This is a genomic window from Marinobacter sp. VGCF2001 (genome assembly GCF_049943275.1).
Lineage (GTDB): Bacteria > Pseudomonadota > Gammaproteobacteria > Pseudomonadales > Oleiphilaceae > Marinobacter.
This window is the reverse complement of the sequence record NZ_JBNFVX010000002.1, coordinates 324,654-348,511: the sequence shown is the minus strand read 5'-3', so window position 1 is coordinate 348,511 and position 23,858 is coordinate 324,654. Positions and strand designations below refer to the sequence as shown.

The following is a 23,858-nucleotide window of genomic DNA, read 5'->3' as shown; positions in this document are numbered from 1 at the left end:
ATCGGCTAGGACCTCAGGCCGAGCTCACGGGCGCGGGCCACCGCCTGTACCCGATTTCCGGCCTGTAACTTGCCGTAGATGTTGCTGAGATGGGACTTCACCGTGGCCACGGAAATCCCCAACTGCTCGCTGATCGCCTTGTTGCTGAGCCCCTCAGCCAGAAGGTCCAGAACACCGGCCTCACGCGCGCTCAGTGATTCTTCGGGGCCTTGTGGTGGTGCCGGCTCACCTGCCGCTGCCCCGGTCTCTGAATACGCCTGCCGCAGCGCCAGTACGCGGTCGGCTTCCGTTGCCGCCCGGGTGCCGGCCCGACAGGCTTCCAGTAGCTGATCCAACCGGGGATCGGCATCCACGAATGGCCGCACCAGGCCTCGCGGTACCCAGAGCGCCAACAAACCATCCAGTTTTAGCACCGCCCCGCGGAGATCCTGGTCGCCGAAGGCCTGAACCATCAATGTGACCAGATCAAGCCGGCAAACCAACTGCTGCAACCCTGCTTTCTCGGCCTCGGCCCGCAGCGCCGACAATTCTTCGGCCACCGGCCGGGCCGCCAGCAGCTGGCCGACCCGTCGTAACAGGTTTTCGTTCAGCGCGCAGAAACGGTTACGGCCAATTGGCTCCGGCTCGCTCTGGGCCCAGACCATGAGCGGGAAGGCGCTGCCTTCGGCCAGCCGCGCCAGGGCTTCAAGTGCTTCCGGGCGCGGAATGTTGTGATGCCAGAGCGGCTGCCCCATCCCACGGTGTAACTGCTCTATACGCCCCAGTTCCCGCTGCCAGAGCTCGGAATCCCCCGAAAACATTCCCAGGCGAAAGCGCTCAAACGCCAGATAGAGCTGATCCAGCGGCGTCAGATGGGATTCGGCAAACTGATTCGCTTCATCCAGCCGCTGCGAGGCCAGCGACAGATCGTGACATTCCAGCGCCAGCAAACCCTCCAGGTAGGCCAGCAGGCACATCTGCTCCTTGCCCCCGGAGCCGGTTTCGAGCCTGGCGCTGGTTTGCTGATAACAGCGCCGGGCGTCGCCAATGCGGCCGCTCTGGATCAGAACCGGCACCAGCATGACCAGGCAGCGCAAAGCGCAGGGATAATCTGCACTGCGCAAGGCCCCGGCCAGGGCCTCCGCCAACAGGGCATGGGCCGGCTCCAGCCGTGCTTCCATGAAGGCTTCGGTGCCCAGGGTATAGCGCCCCCAGTGCTGCAAACCGGCGGGTGCGTGAGTCAGTCGATTCTGGATTTGTTTCAGGGAATGATCAGCTTCGGCCTCGCGACCGGCAAAACGCGCCGAGGGCCAGCGTAAGAGCATGGAGACAAACCCCAGGGCGTCGGTTTCCGGTGAACTGTCGGCTGCCTGTAAGAGGTTATCCGCCGCACTCAGCAGATCAAGCACCCGGTTATAGTAACCATCCATGAAGGCAAACAGTGCCTCCATCAGGCGCAGTGCCGGCGAACCAAGCCGGATACGATCCGGAAAACGCGCCGGCAGAGCCCGATAGCCGTTCAGCTGCTCAACCTGCAGCAGCGCAGGCACCAGGGCCTCACCCTGTTCAAAACTGTCTTCGCTAAGGAACAGCTCCAGCGCCTCCACCACCAGGCCCCGCTGGCGAAAAGCTTCGGCCGCTCGGAGGCGCACGGCGCTGGCCCATTCCGGGCTTCGCTCCTGGCGCTGTAACCAGTCCATCAGCAGATCGTGCAGCCGATACCAGTGGTCAGTATCGCCATAACGCTGGAACAACAGATTGCGCTCGCGCATGGCGGTAATCCACTGCTCGGAATCGTCCCGGGCCCGAGCGATATCGGCAATGTCTCTGGAAAACAGGGGCAGCAGGCTCATATCCTGGAGGAACGATCGCAGCCCGGGCTCCAGGCCAGCAAATACTTCCTCGAACAAATAGTCGCCCAGGGCTGACTGGCCCGGCTCTGGCCCGGCGCCGAGAGGGTTCTCCGACAGCGCAGACAGCTGCAATACCGCGGGCCATCCCCCCGTGCGCTGGTGCAACTGGCGCATCTGCGCCTCTGAAAGATCAGCCCGGCGGGCCTGGACGAATTTCCGGGTCAGGGCCAGATCGAAACCCAGCACCTCCGGGCCCAGCCTGACCATCTGTTGCCGGGCCAGTAACTGGGCGGTGCGTATGGGCGGATCCACCCGGGAAATACAGACAATCCGCAACAGACCGGGGGCAAAGTCGATAAATTGCCGCACCTGCTGCAACACCTCGCTCTGATCCATCAGATGAAAATCATCCAGCACCAGAATCAGTCGCCCGGGTGCCTGCCAGGTTCGGGAATAATCCGCCAGACGGTTGATCAGCATGGTGGCCGGGTCGGCCACGGCACCGGGTTCCAGCGCCGTCAGCAAGGTACTCTCACGAATCGCAAACCGGGGGTCTACCCGTGCCAGGGCACTGGCGATGGCATTCCAGAACAACGCAGGGGAGTTGTCACGCGGGTCCAACGTCAGCCATGCATACACCGGCTTTTCCTGATCCAGCCACTGGCTGACCAGTGTCGTTTTACCAAAGCCAGCCGGTGCCGACACCAGAACAAAGGGCACCCGATCGATACAATCGAGGGCCTTCAAACGCGCAGGCTCGAGCAGCAATCCCGGCGACAACCCGGGCCGGGTTAACTTGGTTTCAGCGACCATGGAACTCACTACCGGTGATAAACGAGTGTCAGCATAGTCCGTGCCGACACCCCCAACCACCGCCGGGGTCTCAAACCGTGAGGCCGATTCCGGAATCCCGCTCATGGCAACGCAAGCAATCCCGTGCCCTTCATCAACGTGGCGACCATTCGGATACTGCCCAGATCCCGGGCACAGACAAACCAGGGCGTTTCCCGGCCACGGTAACGGGATTTATGGTAGGCCAGGGCCTGGAAGGCATACAGGCGATTGCCATGGCGGTACAGCGCGTGCTGGAGACGGCGCAACCCGGCCCTGTCGCCCGCGCGCTGACACACCCCATGCAAGGGCGCAATCCCTAACGACAGGGCCGGTACCCCTTCATCCCGGAACTGGCTGGCCGCTTTCAGGATGATGTGGTCAAGCACCCCCAGCCGATTCATCTCCGGCGAAGCCCGAAGAATGTTGGCGCAATAACCCGCCAGCTCGTGCTGCCGGTACCAGGGGTCAAAAAACACATAGCCTGCCAGCTCACCGTCAACGTAGGCGTAGAACTTGCGCACACCCCATTCATCGGCAAACACCGGCGGCCGGGTGAGCAGCCCAAGCTCCCGTTCCTTCACCGCTTTGCCCTGTCGCCAGCGCTCGGAGATACGGGCCACTTGGCGCCAGTCCACGGCGCTGCCATTTTGCTCCCGCACCTCAACCCGGCAACGCTTGTCGAGATTGCGGGCGTGGCGCAGCTGTTTCATCGCTTTACCCCGAAGGGAAAAGGCTTCGAGATCCACCGAGAACTCGGTGCCCATCACCGTGGCGTCATAGCCGAGTTCGGCCAACGGCCGCAGCAATGGCTGATCCACGCCCACGAAAAGCGATGGCCCTGGCACACGGCTTTCAAATTCCTGCAGTAACCGCCCCATACTCTGGGCGCTGGCCAGAGGCCGTGTCGGCACCACGTTTACCCGGTGCCCGAGCACCGTCACCGGTACATAGGGCACCAGCCCAAGACCGGGGCTCAGATAGTGCCGACAGTCCGGTTGCAGGGCAAAATAACTGCTGGACTGGCTGCCGTGTAATCGGATCAAATGTTCGGCCGTGCGTGCATGGCAGCGCCCGGGTTCCGGCAGGATCGGGCTCGCTATCCGGTCACTGGCAGCGCTGTTGACCGCTGCGGAAAGATGAGAGGCAGGCATGGGTTGTTCCCTTTATTGTTCTGATACCGCGTTCCTTGTTTCAGAACAAATGCTAAAGGCCATGCCCGGGGCCGCCATCGGCCAAAGGATTGAGAGGCAAAAACGCTAGCGGAACTGGCTCACAATTCCCGCCCCTGCATTACCACCACGCCCTGGCGCCAGAGCCGCCACTCCCCCGGCTGGTAAATGTCCCAGGTTTCGTCGCTGGTCAGGGGTTCGGTAACGATCACACTGACGATGTCGTTGGGTGTGGTTTCCGGTTCGAAATCCACCGTAACGTCAGCGTCTTTCAGCCGGGCCGGCCCAAAAGGCGCCCGGCGGGTAATGCTGGCCATTTTGGTGGTGCAGTAAGTAAACAGCCAGTCGCCATTGCTCAGCAGCAGGTTGAACACACCTTGCCGGGCGTAGCCACGGGACAATTTAACCAGACGCTCGACCACCTGTTCGGTGTCCGTGGTACGGTCACAATGATGGCGCAGGTGGTTCAGAATATCGCAGAACAGGGCTTCGCTGTCGGTGGTGCCCACGGCCTCGTAAAAACCGGGGTCTGCCTGGAAGTCCGAAAGCTGGCCGTTATGGGCGAACACCCAGTAGCGGCCCCAGAGTTCACGAATGAACGGGTGGGTGTTCGACAGGCAGATCTCACCCACATTGGCCTGGCGAATATGGCAAATCGCCACCTCGCTCTTGATGGGGTGCGTCTGTACTACTTCAGCAATACGCGACGAGGCACTGGCATCGGCATCGTGGAAACAGCGCACGCCTTTACCTTCATAAAACGCGACGCCCCAACCGTCCTTGTGTGGGCCGGTGTCACCGCCACGGCGCGTCAGGCCGGTAAAACTGAAACACAGATCGGTCGGGGTATTGGCGCTCATGGCCAGCAGTTCGCACATGGTTCGCAGGGTCCTCGGTTTTGGCTCCGGGTGTGCCCACTAGGATACCCGAATCAACCGATACCTCCAGACACAGAACCGGTGGCCGTCGTTAGCTCGCAGGCCCCGGCCGGTGCCACACGGTTTCGGCCCGCCCGTTTGCCGCTATAGAGACACCGGTCGGCAACACAAAACAGGGTTTCCGCCTCGCGACCATGGTCCGGCCATTGGGCAATACCGAAAGACGCGGTCACCCGGATTCCGGCATTACCGTACGCTACCTCACTGCCGGCAATGCGCTCGCGTAACTCGTCCATCAGCTCGAAGGCATCCGCGGGCTTGGCATCCCGAAGAATCAGGCCGAACTCCTCGCCACCCAAGCGGCCAACAAAATCGGTAGCCCGCAGGCGCTCGGTGAGACACCGGGCAATACGACGGAGCACGAAATCGCCGGCATCGTGGCCCAAGGTGTCGTTGACCAGCTTGAAATGGTCAATGTCCATGATCACGAAAGCAAAACCGGTGGCACTGCGCTCGCATTCCGCAATGGTCCGAGCCAGCGTAGACTGGAAATTGGCGCGATTCGCCAGGCCGGTCAGGGCATCGGTCTGCGCCATATCGACCAGGCGTTGTTCCGCCTCTTCCCGGCGCACTTCATACATATGCATGAATACCTGCATCAGCCCGCCGCACAGGATCATGTTGAGCAGGTCGATCATCCGATGCGCCGAGCCGACATCGCCAAGAAAAAAGTAATAAACAACGCCACCCACCAACATGAACGGCAGGCTCAGTATCATGCCTTCATGCTTGCCCAGCAGCAGGTAAGCCAGAACCGGCATTAACAACACCCAGACAAAGGCGGCTATCGATGCCTCCGGCAACAGCATGATCACGATAAAAAAAGAAAACAGCGAGACCAGGTAAGCGTAAATCCACTGCTGCAGCCGATGCGTGGTTTGCAGGCACCGCACGCCATAAAACAGCAAGCCACTGGCGCACAGTTCCGCCGCGGCCACCCATGGATACCCATTGAGCAACTGCAGGCCAGCAAACACAGTCAGAGCCGTGGCGGTCACCAGAAATAACAGGCGGGTAAGCGATCGACGGTGATTGTCCCGAAGACCTGAACGACTTTGTTCCAGTGTCGTACCCAAATCGGGGTGCTTGGACGGTTTCATGCTGACTCTTCCCTGGATCAGGCAAGAAGTATAGTCCGTCTTCGTTGGTTGTAAAATAATCAACCAACGAAGACCTGGAACCGGTTAACGGTACAGATTTTTGCGGGAAAACCGCTCAACCAGAGGCTGATAGGCCGAACCCAACAACCGGTTGACGGCCTCGATCCCCCAGGCGTCCGGCCCCACCAGGATGCGCGACTGGTTTTTCAGAATACCTTTGACAATGATCTGGGCGGCCTTTTCGGGACTGGTCATCGCCAGTTTGTCGAACCCCTTGCGCTGGGCTTCGGCGTTTTCCGATTTACCCATACGGGCAGCGTTGGCAATGTTGGTTCGGATACCGCCCGGGTGAACGCAACTGACCTGTACCGGCTGATTCTCCAGGGTCATCTCCTGGCGCAGGCATTCGGTAAACCCACGTACCGCGAATTTGGCTGAATTGTAGGCACTCTGCTTTGGTACACCAATCAGGCCAAACACACTGGAGATATTGACGACATGGCCATCGCCGGAGGCTATCAGGTGCGGCAGAAACGCCCGGGTGCCATGGACCACGCCCCAGAAATTTATATCCATCAACCACTGGAAGTCTTCGTCTGTGGTTTCCCGGACACTGGCAGAGAGCGCCACACCGGCATTGTTGATGACCAGATTGATCTGGCCAAAATCCGAGCGAACCTGCTCGGCGTGAGCGTAAATCGCGTCCCGGTCAGACACATCCAACCGGTAGGTTTTCACATCGGCATCGCCCAGGGCGCCCGCGGTTGCCGCCAGGCCGGCTTCATTTACATCGGAGAGGGCCAAACGGCAGCCCCGGGCGGCGAGCGCCTCGGCCAGGGACCGGCCAATACCGGAGCCGGCTCCGGTGACCACGGCCACCTTGTTCATCAGATCTTTCATGGCGGAAACCTCTTGTTGTGGTTGTTCAGTAAAGCAGCGCTTTCGTTCTTTGCCACTTTATTGACCCACCAGAGGCAAACCTATGGCACTGGATGTCCGCCGTGAGCGGCACCAGAGCCAGTGCGCGGCTCAACCCAGCAGGTTGTCCAGCGGCTGGTCGTAGCCGGGCGCAAACACCTCGATAAAATACTGCACCTCAGGCAGACCCTCTGCTTGCAGGCGCTCGCGGATCTGTTGTTCCGCCGGCACAAACTCGGGGTTACCCGCGCGCAACTCGGCACGGCATTTTAACCAGGCGGAGAGCCGGTCCGCTGCCTTGATCAGTTCTTTCTCTTCCAGCGCCAGGCGGGATTCCCGGACATAGGGGGCGAAGTCGTCCCGGAGGTCATCGGGCAGCAACGCCAGCAGTTCGGCCTCGGCCTTATGTTCGATATCCCCGAAGGCCTCGCGCATTACGCGGGAATGATATTTTACCGGTGTCGGCATATCGCCGGTAATGACTTCGGTCGCATCGTGATAGAGCGCCGCGGCTGCCACCCGATCGGCGTTGATCTGGCCGGCGAAATGCCGGTTACGGATCAGTGCCAGGGCATGGGCAACGGTTGCCACCTCCCAGGAGTGCGTGGCCACATTCTCATCAATGGCATTGCGCATCAGGCCCCAGCGCTTGATCCAGCGCAGGCGCGAGACATAGGCAAAGAAGTGGCTGACCTTGCGTCCGCTATTATTCGTCATTGCTGCAAAACTCCCTGTAAACGGGTTCAGCGAACATCCAGGCTGAACCGGGCGGTGACATTGCCTCGCGCGTCCACCGGCGCGTCACGTTCCGGGTCCAGCAGAAACAGCTGGCTGTCCGGAACCTTGTGTGTGCTCTCCAGTACCCGACGAACCGCGACTCCGCGCTCCGACGCCAGTTTCCCCAGGGCCTCGGGTGGCAAACGGATGTCGCCGTCACGCCAGGCTTGCTGCGCTTGCGCCCAGGCGTCACCGGTCACTGCTTCACCCCGGGCTTGCCGTTGCGCTTTCAACAGCGCCAGGGCATCCGCCTCGGGCGCAACCGCACCGCGGATATTCAGTAACAGATCCGGCCGGTCCTTCAACGCCTTCGCCAACGCAGACAGCTTCTGCGCTTCGCTCTCCGGCAACTGCACGGTGCCCGGCACAAAACTCACCTGACCCAGCTCTTCACTGCTGAATCCGGCCAATTCCGCCAGTGACCCCAGCATACTGAAGGGTGAGGCCGCCGCTTTGACCAGCAGGTTAACGAACGCGCGCATGACTATCTGGCCAACACTGAACTCCGGGTTCGACATATCCCCCTGGATTGGCAGGTCCACGTCAATAACGCCATTGCGGTCGGTGAGCAGCGCCAGCCCCAGTTTAACCGGGGCGTTTATGGCCTGTTCACTGGCGACCGCCGGGCCCAGCTCCATACGATCGAGCGTCACCTCATTGGAGGCTTCAAGCCGGGTGCCGGTCAGCCGATAATCCATCGCCAGTTCCAGCTTGCCACTGTCTACCGAATAGCCCAGATAACGGCCGAAGTAGGGCGAGAGTACCGGCAAAGCCATATCTGTCATGGTGAGTTTCAGATTACTGGATTCTTCGGTGCCCAGAGCCCCCAGGGTGCCATCAAATCGCACCGGGGCCACGCCTGCCAACCGGCCACGAATCGCCACACGCCCCTGTTGCGGCGGAATGTTACTGATGCCGGCCACCGATCCGGTAAGCTGGCTGAAGGCAGTGTTGAACGGTGGCTCCAGTGTGCGGTCGGTGTAGGCCACTGCGCCCTGTTCCAGCACCAATTCGCCAATTCGGAAAATAAAACCCGGGTCCTCGGCTTCCGATGAGTCGGACTCACGGGAGGCGGCCCCGGAATCTTCATTGGTCGGGATGATCTGCTGCAGATTGTGCTCGCCATCGGCGGTCCGGATCACGTTGACCGAGGGACTGTTCAGGGTGACGGTACCAATCTCCAGCCGGGCCGGGTTCAGGTTAAACTCCACCGGTGCCAGTCTCAGCAGCTCCCAGGACACCAGTTCCCCGTGATTGCCCGGCAACTGCGTGGTGAGCCTTTCGATGTCTGCAGTGCCACTGAATGTGCCGGTCAGCGGTTTGTCCTGGCCATCAATGTCCAGATTGCCATCGAAACTCAGGCCGCCGCTCACCAGTTCAAGATTCGCGGCTTCGGCCACATAAGGTTGCAGCACCGACAACACAATATCACTGCCAGACAGCGCGGCTTCAAAAGTGAACGGGGCCGGTGTCAGCTGGCCCGTTGCGGTAACACGGCCACCAGAGACAAGTTGCCCGGACACATCGTACGTGACCGGCTCTGCCAACCGATGGGACAAGCCGCCCAGGGTAACGGACAGATCATTCACGCCAATGGCGGCGTCGGCGCCTGGCAACTGATCCTGCCAGCGCAGATTGCCACCGGACACCTCTACCCCCTGAACAGACCAGCGGAACGGTTCGCCCGGTCCGCTCTCCGGCCCGGTTGCCTCGGCCTGGCCGCCGCTTGTCAGCGCCGCCTGCCAGTCCACTTCACCCCCGGCGCCCCGGGACGCGGCCAGTGACGGTTGCTCGATCGATATCATGCCAACCGTGGCTTCCCGGGCGTTCAGATCAAAGCCGATGCCTTCAATGGTTATTTCATCACTGGTCAGAGCCGGGGCCTCGTCTGACGGCGAGAGTGCCAGCGCCAACTGCCGGACAGCCAGATTGCCGCCGGAGGTGATCAGCTCAAATCGCTCGCCACCGGCCAACTCGTAGCGGGATTCCAGCGTTATCGATCCGTTCCTTAACTGTAGAGGCAGGTACGGCGCCAGGAAATGGGCGAGGGTATCGTACTGGAGACCCGACAACCGCAGATGCCCCTTCGAGTACAGCGGCGTTACGCTCAGCTCTCCCTCCCACTCGATGACCTGCTCACCCAGCGCCGCCATGACCGAATACTGGCTGTCGCTGCCGTCCCGGGGCCAGGTGGCCAGATCATTCAGGGTCAGATCCAGCGGTGTCACCCGAAACTCAGCCGGCTCGCCGCCCCGGGAAAAGTCCCGGAACAATAACTCACCACCATCGATACTGACCTGCTGGAAGTAAAGCTTTGGCGGCTGCGCAGGCCCGGAGTTTCCCCGAGCATCCTGGGGGGCAGTCTCCGGATTGGCTTCGCGCCAGTCCCGAACATAGTTAATGTCGTTGTCTTGCAGCAGGTCCACCCGCACATCGGGCTCTACCAGGCGGATTTCATCGAAGCCGATGATGCCGCGAAACAAGCGGAGGAAGCCAAGGTTGACCCGCAACCGGTCAAACGCCGCCACCGGCTGGCCCTGTGCGTCCTGTGCCGAAAAGGCGTCCATCTCAAGACTGAAAACAAACGGATTAACGCGAACCGCTTCCACCTCGGCCTGCCAACCCATACGCTGATCCAGCTGTTCCGGCAGCGACCGTTCAAGCCACCAGGGCAACACCAGGAAACCCGCCAGGGCATAAAAGCCCAGAAGCGCGCCAGCCCCGATCAACAGGTTCCTTGCCAGGTGACCCTCTGTTTTCTTTTTAGCCACAAAACTCTCCCTTTGTCTGCCGGTGCGCCATGGCCGCTTGTATTGCAAGCATAGCGCCCGCGCACGGCATTTGTCAGCCAGACCTGACAGCAGCCACCGAACCCGATATGCTCCGCTGTCGTATCACTCCCTGTGTCAATCAACGGAGACGAGCAGTATGGATATCGGCGAAATGCGTCGGGATTTCGAGAGTGAAGGGCTGGATCGGGAACACCTGAGCGGGAATCCGGTCGAACAGTTTCAAACCTGGTTCGAAGAAGCGCGAACGGCAGAGATTCTGGAGCCCAACGCCATGTCACTGGCCACCACCGGTGCCGATGGTATGCCCGATCTGAGAACAGTACTGCTGAAGTACTTCGACAATCAGGGGTTTGTTTTCTACACCAATTACGGCAGTCGCAAGGCGCAGGAACTCCAGGAAAATCCCAGAGCGGCCCTGTTATTCCCCTGGATCGGCCTGAACCGGCAAGTGCGCATTCAGGGTGCGGTGGAGAAGGTGAGCAGCGCGGAATCCCTGCGCTATTTCTCCTCCAGGCCCCGGGGCAGCCAGATTGGTGCCTGGGTCTCGGAACAGAGCAAAGCGATTACTTCCCGTGGCTTGCTGGAGCAAAAAGTGGCGGAGATGAAACGCAAGTTCAGTTCCGGCGCGATTCCACTCCCCAGTTTCTGGGGTGGCTACCGGGTGGTTCCGGAGCGAATCGAATTCTGGCAGGGACGGCCAAGCCGGCTTCACGATCGATTTGAATACGTGAGAGAGGGCGATGGCTGGACAATCCAACGACTGCAACCCTGATCCGCCCGCCATCTGGCTTTGCCACCAGATCAACCGGGAGCTGCCCGGAGCACCGTCCTGGATGACACCGGGTGAGGCCGGAACTCTCAGCGGTCTTGACGGCGCCAGGCACCGGGAATTTCTGGCCAGCCGATGGCTGATCCGCCAGGCTCTCGCCCAGGCCAGTGGTCAGGCTCCCGCAGCTTGTTACCCCGTCGAGGGCAGGCCTACCGCTTCGGCCAGCCCCAAGGGGCTTCACCTGTCTTTAAGCCATAGCCGGGGCCTGACCGCCTGCGCAGTTGGCCCGGGCGCGCTCGGCATAGACCTGGAACCCAGCCAGCGCAGCTCGGACTGGGCCCGGGTTACCCGCCGCTGGTTCAGCGCGGTCGAACAGGAATGGTTACTCAAAGCCAACGATCCTTTTCAGTTCCTGAAAGTCTGGACATTGAAGGAAGCCTGGCTGAAAGCCACCGGGCGGGGCATTGCCGGCAACCTGCAAACGCTGGAAGTGCGCAAAAATTTCGAGCTTTACGGGGATCGCCCTGACCGCCAGTGGCAGGCCAGCTGCGTCTATGCCGACGGGTTTCTGGTCACCCTCGTCTATCCCCGCTGCGGTGGCAAAGACCCTGTCACGGCCTGGCCGGGCATCCGCTTGCTGGAGCCCCCACCGGACGACTACACTCTGGCACCGTCGCCCAGTCTTGAGCTCAACTGGGAGCCCCTGTTTCACCGGCTGATTCGAGCCCGTCAATAACGAGGCCACGATGACTGACACTCCCAGGCGCTGCCCCTGGTGCGGCACCGATTCTCTGTATGTGCACTATCACGATACCGTGTGGGGACGCCCGGAATACAACGATCTGGCACTGTTCGAAAAGCTGTGCCTGGACGGCCAGCAAGCAGGCCTGAGCTGGATAACCATCCTCCGCAAGCAGGACAGTTACCGCGACGCCTACGCCGGGTTTGATCCCGAGCAGATCGTCCGCTTTAACGACCGCGACATCGCGCGGCTGCTGGAGAATCCGGGCATTATTCGCAACCGGCTGAAAGTCCATTCCATCATCCGCAATGCCCGCAGTTACCTGTCTCTGAAAGAGCAGGGCATCGCGTTCTCCGAGTTTCTGTGGCAATTCGTCGATGGCCGCCCTATCCAGAACCGGTGGCAAACCCTCGACGACGTCCCGGTAACCACGCCCGAATCCGAGGCCCTGTCAAAGGCATTGAAAAACGCCGGTTTCAACTTTGTCGGGCCGACCATTGTATATGCGTTCATGCAGGCAACCGGCATGGTCAACGATCATCTGGTCTCATGCCACGTACACGCCGAGTGCCGACAACTGGGACAATGATCCTACCAGCCCGATCGCTCGTAAAACCCCTGGAAACGCCACTTCGGGAGATTTACGGTGCGCATTACCCTCGATGAATTGAAAGAGTCCGGGCAACCGGCCATTGAATTACTGGAAATCATCTCTCTTGAGGGGCAGCAGTATATGGCGCGGCTCCATGGCCCGGGCGGCATGAACGTGCTCTCAGACAAGCGCGGGAAAACGCGACTGTTCCGCAGCGCCTGGGAAATCCAGGACACCCTCTCCGGGTTCCAAATCCGTGAAACACAGATCGTTCATCCGTCGGCTTACCACGAAATGGTGGGAATGGCGTCGGCGGACGTTGAGCCGCTGCGTATTCAGATTCAGAGGCAGACGCCGTGATTGCAGTTGCCCGTCTGGCCATCCTGGTCGGCATCGCCGGCCTCATTCCCTTTATTCTCGGTGTCGCCGGGCTGTTTCTCATGCCCGCCAACAGCGTCGCCATCATGGCCTGGTTTTACATCTACAGTGCGGGCATTCTCGCGTTTATGGGCGGGATATACTGGACCATTGCCATGCAGCTGGAAAATCGTGCCTACCCGCAATCACCGCTGATCACCATGCTGCTGAGCCAGCTGTTTTTCGTGGCCGCGGGCATCGGCCTGCTGCTGCAGACACCTCAGAAAATCCCCCTCTACATTGTCGCTTTTTTGCTGCTTTACCTCGTTGATGCCCGCTGGATGCGCGCCTACTGGCCTTCCTGGTATCTCAAGCTTCGCCTGTTTCTAACCACCATTGTGCTGCTTTGCCAGATGACGGTGGCGGCCTGGTTCTTCCTCCTGCACGGTGCCTGAATCAGGCACCGTCAGGATCTGTACCAAACAACGCCTGGAGTTTGCGCAAAGCCGCCTTCTCGATCTGGCGGACACGTTCACGGCTTAACCCCATCAGTTCGGAAATGGTCTGAAGCGTTTCCGGTTCCTTCAGGCCCACGCCATAGCGACGGGTGAGGATATCCCGCTCACGGTCAGACAGTTCGCCCATCATCCGCTCCAGTCGGATCATCCGGTCCCGGGCTCCGAACGACTGGTCCGGGCGCGTGGCCGCGCCCGCATCCAGGCTGTCCACCAGCGTTACCGAACCATCTTCCACCAACGGGACATCAGCCGACACTTCTCGCGTTGCCAGCGCACGCAGCTCACCTATTCGTGACGGCGTGGCTTCCAGCTCGCGGGCCAACTCCGTTTGCGTTGGCTCGCGCCCGAGAGACTGGTAAAGGCGCATGGCGGCCTTTTGCAACTGGCGAATCTCTTCCACCACGTTTTCCGGTGTGTGTACCACACGCACACCGCGCTGCAGGCAGCGCCGCACCTCTTCGCTGATCCACCAGTAAGCGTAGGTTGAGAATCGGAAACCCTTGCCAGGGTCGTAACGCTCGACGGCTTTGATCAGCCCCACGTTGGCGTCTTGTATAAGATCGGACATGGGGATGCCGTTGTTGCCATAACGGCGCGCAATGTGCACCGCAAGCCTGAGGTTACTCTGGATCAACTTGTGCCGGCAGCCCATGGCGAGCTGATAAGCCCGGCGACAGCGTCTGGAAAATGCACAGGCATCGCCGAGGCTGCCGACGACATCCCGCAGGGTTTGTGGCGTGTCGTCGGGTAACATCAGCTCCGTGTGGATGACCTGCAGCGCACGGATCAGTTTTCGTGCCAGACGACGTTCATCTGTCTCGCTCAGGAGGTCATGCCGGGACGCGTCCCTGAAATACAACCCGACCAGGGAATCCCTTTCACCATCGTTGGGCAGAGTCGGAAGCGGTCCCAGCCGGTTCTGCATACGCATGGCTCGGTACCGGTTTGAAATTCAATTAGAAATACGCAGGGAAGGGAGGCCTGGATTGCCCGGAAACAGAGTACACGTGGGGAAGAAGAGAAGCGGCCGGAAACCCCAGGCCGGCCCCCTCAACCTCAGAGGGAGGACCGGCCTGGCGCCCGGCCCGGAGGCAAGACTCCTCCGTTACCCGCATCCGGAGCGACCGGTTCCGTCTGCGGGCAGGGCTTTTAACTGGCGGTGGTGGACGCCGCCACAATGGCATACTCGTGATTGTGAGGCTCGATCAACGCCCCGTGCAGGGCTACGATCGCCTGATCGTACTTATCCTCGTCAATCACGAACTGGATATCCACCTGGCGCATACACTGATGGATGGCAAGAACGCTGATGTCCTTGTCAGCCAGGGATTTCACCGAACGGGCCAGAATGCCGGGCACTTTCATATCGCTGCCAATGGCAGACACCAGCGCCACTTTCCGGGTACTGATCTCGGCATTGGGGAATGCCTCCTCAAGTGCCTTCACCACACGCTTCACATGCTTGAGGGTGGTTTCGACGTAGTGAGTGATGGTGTTGGCGTTGGTGTCTTTGGACATGAAGCGGATTTTGAAACGGCTCAGCACATCCAGGATGCGGCGGTCGGACCCCGGCTCGCCCTGCATATCCTGATCGAACACCTCAATCGCAAAGACCCCTTTGGCCCCGGCCACGATTTCTACCTGCGGCTTTTCGCTGACGTAATCGCCAGTGATCAGCGTACCGGTATGCTCCGGCTCGAAGGTATTCATCACCCGCAGGGGAATCTCATTCTGGCGCAGGCCCTTACCTGCCCGGGGGTGGATGGCTTCCATACCCAGGTTGGCGAGCTGGTCTGCCACATCGTAGTTGGTGCGCCCCAGGGGAACCACTTTCTCTTCGCCGACAATTTTCGGGTCAGCGGAGCTCAGATGGTATTCCTTGTGAATGATCGCTTCGCGGGCATCGGTGATCACCGCCACCCGGCTGAAGGTCATTTCACTGTAGCCCCGGTCGAACGTACGCATCAGGCCTTCCTTGCACTGGGCGTACCCGGTCACAATCGGCAGCTCGCGGGTCAGATCAATCGCATCAAAAGCCTGTTTGAGTTTTTCGTCCAGCGGCAACAGTTCACTGTCGCGCCAGCCGGTCAGATCGACAAAACGTGCATTGATGCCTTCCTGCTGAAGCTTCAACGCGGTGTTGAATGCACTGTGTGCTTCACCGATACCGGCCAGCATCTCGCGTACCGTCAGCAAATGCTCCTCAAGCTGGAACTGGCCATAGGAGCACAGGCGCTGCAGGTCGATCAGGCAGCCCCGCACGCCTTCAATGCGATCGGTAATGAACTGGTCGGCCTGTTGCTTGAGCATCGGGTCTGCAAACAGTTCGCCGTTGATGTCGGTCAGCAGCTGGATCAGCTTGGTGAGGTCATCACCCCAGGCCCAGTCGGACTCGGCGTCGGCAAACAGGGCATACACGCCCGGCTCGCCGGTTTTCTTGTGTTCCAGCAGTTCGTTGGTTACGCCACCGTAGGCGGAAACCACGAAGATCCGCTGGTAAAGTTCGCTCTTCTTGCGGTTGGCAATAATAATATTATCGCGCACCGACTCGTAGTTGCTCATGGACGTACCGCCGATTTTCTCGACGGTATGTTGTGCCGTTGTCATGTCATTGTCCTTGCTATCCTGCGGAACCAATGGATTGAGTGGCGGCACCTTACGACGCCGCGCTGACACCTTCCTGCATGATTTCATCGACACTTTGGGCCAGAATTTTCGCACCCAGGCGCAGGTCGTCTTCGCTTGTGGTCAGTGGCATCAGGCACTTGATGACTTCGTCGTTCGGACCGCTGGTCTCGATGATCAGCCCGTGTTCGAAGGCACGCTTGGTAATCGGCCCCGTCACGTCCGCGTGCTTCGCCTCAATACCGCGCATCAGCCCACGGCCTTTCATTTTGAACTCACCCGGGTACTTGTCGCAAATCGCCTGCAGGGCATCGCCCAGTACCTTGGTCTTGGCTTTCACTTCGTTGGCGAATGCGTCGTCTTTCCAATAGGTCTCAATGGCTGCACGGGCCGTCACAAAGGCCATGTTGTTGCCACGGAACGTGCCGTTATGCTCGCCGGAAGACCATACGTCCAGTTCCGGTTTGAACAACACCAGGGCCATGGGCAGACCGTAACCGCTCAGGGACTTCGATACCGTCACGATGTCCGGCTTGATGCCGGCAAACTCGAAGCTGAAGAATTCCCCGGTACGGCCGTTGCCGGCCTGAATGTCATCAACGATCAGCAGAATGTCGTGCTTTTTGCAGAGCTCGGACAGGCCTTTGAGCCATTCGGCACGGGCCGCGTTCAAGCCACCCTCGCCCTGGACCGCTTCCACAATCACGGCCGCTGGCAGTTCCACACCAGAGGAGCTGTCGGACAGCACCTTATCCATGATCTTCAGGGTATCAACGTCTTCGCCCAGATAGCCGTCATAGAACATGAAATCAACGTGGCCCAGGGGCACACCCACACCACCACGATGATGCTCGTTACCCGTCGCGGCAACCGCACCGGTGGTTACGCCATGGAAACCGTTGGTGAACGAAATAATGTTGCTGCGGCCTTTGACCTTACGGGCCAGTTTCATCGCCGCTTCAACACAGTTGGTGCCGGTCGGGCCGGTAAACTGCATTTTGTAGTCCAGGCCACGGGGGTCCAGGATGTGCTTTTTATACGATTCAATGAAGTCATGCTTGGCCGTGGTGAACAGGTCCAGGCCCTGGCTTACGCCGTCTGCCTCGATGTACTCGAGCAACGCTTTCTTCAGGATGTCGTTGTTGTGGCCGTAGTTGAGGGAACCGGCACCGGCCAGAAAATCCAGGTACTGCTTGCCATCTTCGGTGTAAAGATGCGCGTTTTTGGCGCGATTGAAGATCACCGGAAAGGCGCGGGAGTAAACACGTACTTCAGATTCAGTCGACTTGAAAATTTCCATTGTCTTGCCTCTTAGCATATCAGGTTCGAGGTAAATGCGCGGGGGGACCTGCCGGTAAAAAATCGGTCGCAACAGGCCCGCCGAGCGTTGCTTTAAGCCGTCATGCAGGCCCACCCCGGGCGGCCTGCCGGCTACTACAATCTCGTCAGAAATTCACACCCTGCGGGCGTGATCGGGCTGTCAGACCGGCTTCGTGAAAGGCCCTATGCGCAGCAGGAACTCGGAATCGTGCTTGCCGCCAAAGTGGATCTCTTTCTCGAAGTGCTCGTGGTAGGTGAGCTCGGCTCCCAGATCCCGCGCAAAAGAGCGGAACAATGCCCAGGACGCCTCATTGTCGTCGGTTATCGTGGTTTCAAGGTGGGTGACGTTCTTGCACGCCTCCCGACCGACGATCTCTTTCAGCATTCGCTTGGCCAGACCCTGGCCACGGCCTTTCTCGTGAACCGCAACTTGCCAGACAAAAACCGTTTCGGGCTGTTGGGGAGGGATGTAGCCGGAGATAAAGCCGACCAGGTCGCCTTCTTTCTCCGCAGCCACGCCGGTCTCGGCAAAGTGGCTGCACTGCAACAGATTGCAGTAGATAGAGTTGGGGTCCAGCGGCGGGCATTCCGCAACCAGCTGGTGGAGCCTGTAGCCATCATCCTTCGTCGGTTTGCGCAGGGTGATGGCGGTGGTATTCGATCCTTCTGATGTCATAGCGTGATCAATTCGTTGCCAAAAGTTAGTGTTGAATTATATAGACCACAAAATATATTTCAAGTTGGCGGAACGCCATGCCGAACCCGGCGATTCAGAGTACAGACCGGATTAGCGCATTCGCCAATGTCAATAAGATTAAATCAGGAAAGAAAACAGCGCCTGTTCCAGATCAAATTTTGTACCACTTGCAAACAGATTGAGCCAGACAGACAAGCTTCCGAAGCCATCAACCCGCAACATCCGGGGGTCAGGCCCCAAAACACCGCACTCAGTGCAAGTTGCCCCATCCAGGTTAGTTGTCGGGCGCCTTAAGGCTGGCTGAACCCACACCAAGGTGCTTTCAACACTAAAGGCTTAGCGGGCGAAGGCCTGATTACCCGGGCATTCCTGGTCATTACGACACGGGAATCTTTAGGCCTCCAAAGATCCGGCAACGATCCGAGAGCCGGCATCGAATGCCGGGCCCGGAAATCGGCAACCGCGTCGACGCCATCAACTCCCGGATTGAGCGCCGGCCGGAAGCCTGCGCCGGGTCCACAGCCTGAGCACAAACGGCAAAAAGAACCCGGCGGTGCAGATCAGAAAACCGTAGGCATTCACCCCCAGCAACATGGCGTATTGGCCATCGCCAATCGCCCAGCTCGCCGGAATCAGGCCAACCGCCAGCAACACACCAAGCCCCAGGCCGGTCCAGAAACTCAGATGGAAACTCCAGGGCGACCACTTGGTGAAACCGTAGAACAGGAACACCGGCGCCAGCCCCATGACCATCGCCCCGGAAATGGTTGTGGCCTTGAGGATATCGGTGCCGGCGAACATCGGCAGGTTGCCCAGGAAGGCAAAGATCACCATCACAATCGCACCCACCCTCATGCTCGGCAGCTTGTCAGAGGCACGTTGCGCCAGCCTGGGCAAATCCACCGCCAGCGACTTGGCCAGCGACGTGAAAGTGGAATCCAGGGTGGACCCCGCCGAGGTCATCATCACCACGCTCATAAAGAACAACGCGGCGAGGCCCAGCGACTGGCCCACGGCAGCAGGCGCGTTGCCCATCGCCTCAATGCCGTTAAGCCGGGCATGAACACCCACCAGACTGAAGATAAACACCGCCACAAAGCCCAGTAGCCCGGCCACCACAAAGCTCTTGAGCATGGTCTTTTCCTTGTTCACAAAGCCCCGGTCGGTCAGTACCGGGTCGTGGAACGGATAGCTGAACAGCTGCAGCAGGGCCACCAGCAAAAGATCAAAACCGGCATTAAGACGAAACTCGCCGTTGGTCAGCAGGGAACTGGTATCGTTGGCCGGAATGATCAGGAACAGCACGGCCCCCACAAAGAACACAAACACAAAGGCCTGAATCACATCAGTGAAAATCGACGACCGCAGCCCACCCTTCAGGCTGTAGGCCAGCGTAAACACCGTAAACAGCATCGCCGCCGCGTAATACTCCCACTCACCGGGCAACCCGAAATAGCCGCCCACCACCGCGGTGTTACTCCAGACCTCGTTATACAGCCGTATCAGAATCGCCGCCGCAAACGCCAGACTCGCCAACCGACCGAACCGGGAGGTCAGAAAATCCTGCAAACTCCGGGCACCGGTCTGGGTCCGGATCAGGTAAATCACATACCCCGCCACTGGAATGGACAACCAGTAGCTGGCATAGGCCAGACCGCCCACCACGCCATAAGCGGCACCCAGGTTCGCCGCATTGGTCACCGACTTGGCAAAGACCCAGCTGATAAAAATACTCGCCGTGAGTGACCACTGCCCCACCGGGTTACCCTGGTCGTCGGCGCCTTTATGGAACGAATTCGCGTTCTTGCTCTTCGGCGACAGCACGTACATCACCACGCCGTACACCAGCAGAAATCCCCAGAACAGGGAGGCTTCGGTAACATTCATTGTCGTGTCCCTGGTTTACTTTTTTAACGAATCGCAAAGCCCTAGGCCGGCGCCGAACAACTGGCCCCGTAGCGGTAACAGGAAAAGCACCGGTGATGCCGCAACATAATCCGCTCATTCATGCTCTCGGTTAGCGTCCCACCCAAATCGTACTGCGGATCATCATCCACCAGCGTGCAGGCATACACCCGAACCTCATCGCCCTTCTTCACCAGCATCCGCGTATAGGTGCACATAAAGTGGGAGCGCGCCTCTTTGGTGGGATACTTCTCCATGCAGGTCTCGGTAATCTCCGGGCTGCCGTCTTCCGAGCCGGGGGTACCCAGATCCGGGAAGGCAGTAAACGCCAGGTTCTCCGGAATACTCCATTCCCGGAAGATGTCACGGAAGGCCGCCTCGACATCCGCTGGAATTTCCTCCGGATCCGTCTGGCGGGCAATCGACACCTTGAAGCCCTGTTCTACCAGCCAGCGGATGCCCTGCAAGGCCTCATCGAAGCTGCCGTCGCCGCGGTCCTTGTCGTGCCTGGCCCTGTCCGGGAAGTCCAGGCTGACCCGGAAATGAATCGGGTAGGGATTGCGCAGCAAAGGCAGCACCTGATGCTGGCGCTTGTGCAGCGGCTCCGTGGCGTTGGTCAGCACGAAGCAGGGCCGGTGCTGGCTGGCGTAATCCAGGATATTGACGAAGTCGCGGATCACGAAGGGTTCACCACCGGTGAAGGAAAACTGCTCCACGCCCATGTCGATGGCTTCGTGGATAAACGGCTTCACGTCGCTGAGTTTCATGCCCGGAATGCGGCCATCGCCGGGGTGGGAACCTTCCAGACAGAAGGGGCAGGCCAGGTTGCAGGCGGTGCCGGTGTGGATCCACAGCTCTTTGAGCTTGTCCGCATCAATGTACCCTCTCGGGTCGCCATTGCGGGTATGGGTCCAGCTATCACGGGCCCGCGGTTCCAGAACGTCCACGGCCGGAATGCGTTGTTTCCGGGCCGGTCGGGTTTCAGTCAGGGGCATAGGCGCTCCTCGGTGTCTTCGTGTTTTTCCCACGGCGCCAGCCGTGCAGTTTCTCCAGCAGCTTCAGGATGCCCTCGGGGGCATGGGCGCGCTTCCATTCACCGGCAGCGTACTTGGCCGACTCGTTCCAGGTCGGGTACGGGTGAATGGTACCCAGGATCTTGTTCAGGCCCAGGCCATGCTTCATGGCCAGGGTGAACTCGGCCAGGATTTCCCCGGCGTGGCTGCCCACCACAACGGCGCCCAGGATCTTGTCCTTGCCCGGCGGGGTCAGCACTTTGATAAAGCCATGGTCCTCACTCTCGGCAATGGCACGATCCAGATCATCCAGCCCATAGCGGGTCACTTCGTAAGCCACGCCCTGTGCTTGTGCCTCGGCTTCACTGAGCCCCACCCTGGCCACTTCCGGCGAGGTGAAGGTCACCCAGGGCATCACCCGGTAATCCACCCGGAACCGCTTGAACTGACCAAACAATCCGTTCACCGCTGCATACCAGGCCTGGTGCGCAGCCGCGTGGGTGAACTGGTAGGGGCCAGCCACATCGCCACAGGCAAACACATTCGGATAACGCAGGCTCATATCCTCTTCCACCGGCACGGTTCCGTTGGGCAAAGTGTCGACGCCAATCCGGTCCAGATTCAGGCCGGCGGTATTGGCAGCACGGCCCACCGCTACCAGCACCTGGTCGAAGGGAATTCGGACACGCTCGCCTTCGTGCGAGCAATACACCACTTTCTCTCCGTCCTCTATACGGAACTCGGCGGCGGAATGTTTCAACCGAACGTCTACGCCGTCCGCCTGGAACTGCTTCAACACCAGCTCTGAAACATCGACATCTTCCCTGGCCAGCAGGCGCTCGCCCATCTCCACCTGAGTTACCTTGCTGCCCAGCCGGGCAAACGCATGGGCCAGTTCGGAGCCAATCGGACCACCGCCCAGCACCAGCAAACGGTCAGGCTGTTCCTGCAACTCCCACAGATTATCGGACGTCAGCGGCTGCATCTCTTTCAGACCGGGGATGGGCGGCACCGCCGGCTTGCCCCCGGTCGCCACGACAATACTGCGAGCGGTGAGGCGTTCGGTGCGGCCATCGTTGTGCCGGACCTCAAGCTCCCAGGGCGACACGAAGCTGGCTTCGCCGGCAATACAGTCCACCCCCAGCTTGCGGTAGCGCTCCGGGGAATCGTGGGGCTCTACTTTCGCAATGACATCTTTGACCCGGTTCATGATGGTCTTGAACGAGCCTTTCACAGGTACCGACTCCAGCCCGTACCGATTGGCATGGCGCAAGGTATCCGCGGCCTTCGCGCTGCGAATCAGAGCCTTTGAGGGCACGCAACCGGTGTTCAGGCAATCGCCCCCCATCTTGTCCTTTTCAATCAGCGCGACCCTGGCTTTCACGGCCGCCGCTATATAGGCGGAGACCAGACCGGCGGAGCCACCGCCGATGACCAGCAGGTTGTAATCGAAATGTTCGGGCTTCTGCCAGCCGGCGTACACTTTGCGGCGGCGGATAAAGCCCACCACAAATTTGGCAATCAGCGGGAACAGACCCAGCAGCGCGAAGGAGAGCAGCAGATCGGCCGAGACAATGTCCCCGGTGGACTGGATCTGGCCCAGCTGGGTACCGGCGTTTACATACACAAAGGTGCCAGGCAGCATGGCCACCCAGCTCACCAGCGCATAGATGCGCAGTTTCATCGCCGTCAGGCCCATGGCCAGGTTGATCAGGAAGAAGGGGAACACCGGCACCAGGCGCAGGGTGGCCAGGTAAAAAGCGCCGTCTTTCTCAATGCCACGGTCCATTTTGGCCACCGTGTCTGCGTAGCGCCGGCGCAGGGTATCCCGCATCAGAAACCGGGCCACCAGAAAGGCCAGCGACGCACCCAGTGTTGAGGCAACGGATACCGCGGCCAGGCCATACAGGTTGCCAAAGAATGCACCCCCGGCCAGGGTCATGATGGCTGCACCGGGTAACGACAGCGCGGTTACCGCAACGTAAATGACAACGTAGCCTCCAACCGCCAGCAACAGGTTCCGGTCAATCCAGTGCCCGATAGACTGCTGATGGGCCTGCAAATTCTCAAGTGTGAGCAGTTTATGCCCGTCGAAACCCAGGAACACCGCCACGATGGCGGCAATCACCAGAATGAGTAAAAGCTTTTGTCGATTCATGTTTCTGCCCGTTAGTGAGGTATAGAGCATACGCTGTTATAGCAGAGACACGATCACCGCCGGGATGTTACATCAGCGCTCCACTAAAATTTTTGAACGAATACTACACAATACAACAGGCGGGAGTCCGGCTAATGACTCAAGACGGCGATAGAAACTGGCTCAATAGCGCCGCTGTCTGCCGGTTTATCGAATCAGAAGTGACTGCGCGTGGCACCGTGCCAGTGATATCAGGCTTGCGGCTTGCTCCAGGCGAACTTCTTGAACGGTTCATCCACAGGGGTCTCAGCAATGTGGTTGGTGTAGTTGCTGATGACCTTTTGAGATAACACCATAATTACCTCAAGCACCTGACGCTGCCCGTAACCGGCAGCCAGAAAGGAATCGAGGTCTGTCTGGCTGACGTTGCCCTGTTTGCGCATGACCGCAAGGGTGAAGGTGCGCAACGCTTCCAGTTTATCGTCAGGCAACGGCGTTTCGTTCCTCAACGGCTCGATCACCTCATCTGACACCTTCATCGACTTGGCAATGCCGGTATGCGCCGGCACACAGTAGTGACATTCGTTCTCAACATTGACGGCTTGCCAGACCACCGTTTTTTCATCGTTATTGAAGCTGCTCTCCAGCACCAGCTCGTGCAGCTTCTGGTATGCCTCCAGCGCCTGTGGGGACTCTGCCAGCACAGCGTGCAGGTTTGGAATCATGCCAAAGCTTTCCTCGGAGTTTTCCAGAAGCGGCTGAGCGCTCTCTGGTGCGGATTCACGATCATGCAGTTTGAAATCCAACATCGCGGTGCTCCTTT

Annotated in this window: 20 protein-coding genes; 5 read left to right on the top strand and 15 right to left on the bottom strand. The window is 59.6% G+C overall.

Translation table 11 applies throughout. From position 1 onward, the window contains the following. Nucleotides 1-5 precede the first annotated feature (5 nt). From ACP2AU_RS04735 to ACP2AU_RS04705, 7 genes are all read right to left on the bottom strand, one after another. On the bottom strand, nucleotides 6-2,750 hold the full coding sequence (locus ACP2AU_RS04735) for a LuxR C-terminal-related transcriptional regulator (RefSeq protein ID WP_426374938.1): 2,745 nt from the start codon (nucleotides 2,748-2,750) through the stop codon (nucleotides 6-8). Next, a complete protein-coding gene (locus tag ACP2AU_RS04730; protein ID WP_426374937.1) occupies nucleotides 2,747-3,817 on the bottom strand; it encodes a DUF2156 domain-containing protein in 1,071 nt (356 codons plus the stop codon). Before ACP2AU_RS04730 ends, ACP2AU_RS04735 begins: the two co-directional genes overlap by 4 nt. Nucleotides 3,818-3,936: 119 nt before the next feature. Continuing rightward, complete coding sequence (locus ACP2AU_RS04725) at nucleotides 3,937-4,713, bottom strand: class II glutamine amidotransferase (RefSeq protein ID WP_426374936.1); 777 nt, start codon at nucleotides 4,711-4,713, stop codon at nucleotides 3,937-3,939. Nucleotides 4,714-4,766: 53 nt separating this feature from the next. Then, nucleotides 4,767-5,873, bottom strand: a complete 1,107-nt coding sequence (locus ACP2AU_RS04720) for a GGDEF domain-containing protein (protein ID WP_426374935.1) — start codon at nucleotides 5,871-5,873, stop codon at nucleotides 4,767-4,769. Nucleotides 5,874-5,957: 84 nt separating this feature from the next. After that, nucleotides 5,958-6,773: an SDR family NAD(P)-dependent oxidoreductase gene (locus tag ACP2AU_RS04715; protein ID WP_426374934.1), complete on the bottom strand. Its 816-nt coding sequence runs from the start codon at nucleotides 6,771-6,773 to the stop codon at nucleotides 5,958-5,960. 129 nt (nucleotides 6,774-6,902) lie between these two features. After that, nucleotides 6,903-7,508, bottom strand: coding sequence for a 5'-deoxynucleotidase (gene yfbR / locus ACP2AU_RS04710; RefSeq protein ID WP_426374932.1), 606 nt, complete (start codon nucleotides 7,506-7,508; stop codon nucleotides 6,903-6,905). Between the two features lie 26 nt (nucleotides 7,509-7,534). Beyond that, nucleotides 7,535-10,339, bottom strand: a complete 2,805-nt coding sequence (locus ACP2AU_RS04705; RefSeq protein ID WP_426374931.1) for a DUF748 domain-containing protein — start codon at nucleotides 10,337-10,339, stop codon at nucleotides 7,535-7,537. 157 nt (nucleotides 10,340-10,496) lie between these two features. On the opposite strand from ACP2AU_RS04705, the gene pdxH reads away from it, so the two are divergent. The 5 genes from pdxH to ACP2AU_RS04680 are packed head-to-tail and all read left to right on the top strand — an operon-like array spanning nucleotide 10,497 to nucleotide 13,275. Beyond that, on the top strand, nucleotides 10,497-11,132 hold the full coding sequence (gene pdxH, locus ACP2AU_RS04700; protein WP_426374929.1) for a pyridoxamine 5'-phosphate oxidase: 636 nt from the start codon (nucleotides 10,497-10,499) through the stop codon (nucleotides 11,130-11,132). Beyond that, complete coding sequence (locus tag ACP2AU_RS04695; protein WP_426374927.1) at nucleotides 11,101-11,865, top strand: 4'-phosphopantetheinyl transferase family protein; 765 nt, start codon at nucleotides 11,101-11,103, stop codon at nucleotides 11,863-11,865. Before pdxH ends, ACP2AU_RS04695 begins: the two co-directional genes overlap by 32 nt. A gap of 10 nt (nucleotides 11,866-11,875) precedes the next feature. Continuing rightward, a complete protein-coding gene (locus ACP2AU_RS04690; protein ID WP_426374926.1) occupies nucleotides 11,876-12,460 on the top strand; it encodes a DNA-3-methyladenine glycosylase I in 585 nt (194 codons plus the stop codon). Nucleotides 12,461-12,517: 57 nt separating this feature from the next. Next, the gene (locus ACP2AU_RS04685) at nucleotides 12,518-12,823 is read left to right on the top strand and encodes a DUF6482 family protein (RefSeq protein WP_426374924.1); all 306 of its coding nucleotides are present in this window, start codon (nucleotides 12,518-12,520) and stop codon (nucleotides 12,821-12,823) included. After that, nucleotides 12,820-13,275 carry a DUF3429 domain-containing protein gene (locus ACP2AU_RS04680; RefSeq protein WP_426374922.1) on the top strand — a complete coding sequence of 152 codons (456 nt, stop codon included), beginning with the start codon at nucleotides 12,820-12,822 and terminating at the stop codon, nucleotides 13,273-13,275. Before ACP2AU_RS04685 ends, ACP2AU_RS04680 begins: the two co-directional genes overlap by 4 nt. Before the next feature lies 1 nt (nucleotide 13,276). Here ACP2AU_RS04680 and ACP2AU_RS04675 read toward each other — a convergent pair whose 3' ends face one another. From ACP2AU_RS04675 to ACP2AU_RS04640, 8 genes are all read right to left on the bottom strand, one after another. Further along, nucleotides 13,277-14,269 (bottom strand): sigma-70 family RNA polymerase sigma factor, encoded by a 993-nt coding sequence (locus ACP2AU_RS04675; protein ID WP_426374920.1) that lies wholly within the window; start codon nucleotides 14,267-14,269, stop codon nucleotides 13,277-13,279. 218 nt (nucleotides 14,270-14,487) lie between these two features. Continuing rightward, nucleotides 14,488-15,945, bottom strand: a complete 1,458-nt coding sequence (locus ACP2AU_RS04670; RefSeq protein WP_426374918.1) for an aspartate kinase — start codon at nucleotides 15,943-15,945, stop codon at nucleotides 14,488-14,490. A 49-nt stretch (nucleotides 15,946-15,994) separates the two neighbouring features. Next, on the bottom strand, nucleotides 15,995-17,263 hold the full coding sequence (ectB, locus tag ACP2AU_RS04665) for a diaminobutyrate--2-oxoglutarate transaminase (protein WP_426374916.1): 1,269 nt from the start codon (nucleotides 17,261-17,263) through the stop codon (nucleotides 15,995-15,997). Nucleotides 17,264-17,443: 180 nt separating this feature from the next. Continuing rightward, on the bottom strand, nucleotides 17,444-17,959 hold the full coding sequence (gene ectA, locus ACP2AU_RS04660; protein WP_426374914.1) for a diaminobutyrate acetyltransferase: 516 nt from the start codon (nucleotides 17,957-17,959) through the stop codon (nucleotides 17,444-17,446). Between the two features lie 495 nt (nucleotides 17,960-18,454). Continuing rightward, nucleotides 18,455-19,867: a sodium:solute symporter family transporter gene (locus tag ACP2AU_RS04655; RefSeq protein ID WP_426374913.1), complete on the bottom strand. Its 1,413-nt coding sequence runs from the start codon at nucleotides 19,865-19,867 to the stop codon at nucleotides 18,455-18,457. Nucleotides 19,868-19,908: 41 nt separating this feature from the next. Continuing rightward, nucleotides 19,909-20,880, bottom strand: a complete 972-nt coding sequence (locus ACP2AU_RS04650; RefSeq protein ID WP_426374911.1) for a radical SAM protein — start codon at nucleotides 20,878-20,880, stop codon at nucleotides 19,909-19,911. Next, on the bottom strand, nucleotides 20,867-23,056 hold the full coding sequence (locus ACP2AU_RS04645; RefSeq protein ID WP_426374910.1) for an FAD-dependent oxidoreductase: 2,190 nt from the start codon (nucleotides 23,054-23,056) through the stop codon (nucleotides 20,867-20,869). Before ACP2AU_RS04645 ends, ACP2AU_RS04650 begins: the two co-directional genes overlap by 14 nt. 230 nt (nucleotides 23,057-23,286) lie before the next feature. Continuing rightward, nucleotides 23,287-23,844: a carboxymuconolactone decarboxylase family protein gene (locus ACP2AU_RS04640; RefSeq protein ID WP_426374908.1), complete on the bottom strand. Its 558-nt coding sequence runs from the start codon at nucleotides 23,842-23,844 to the stop codon at nucleotides 23,287-23,289. Nucleotides 23,845-23,858: the final 14 nt, after the last annotated feature.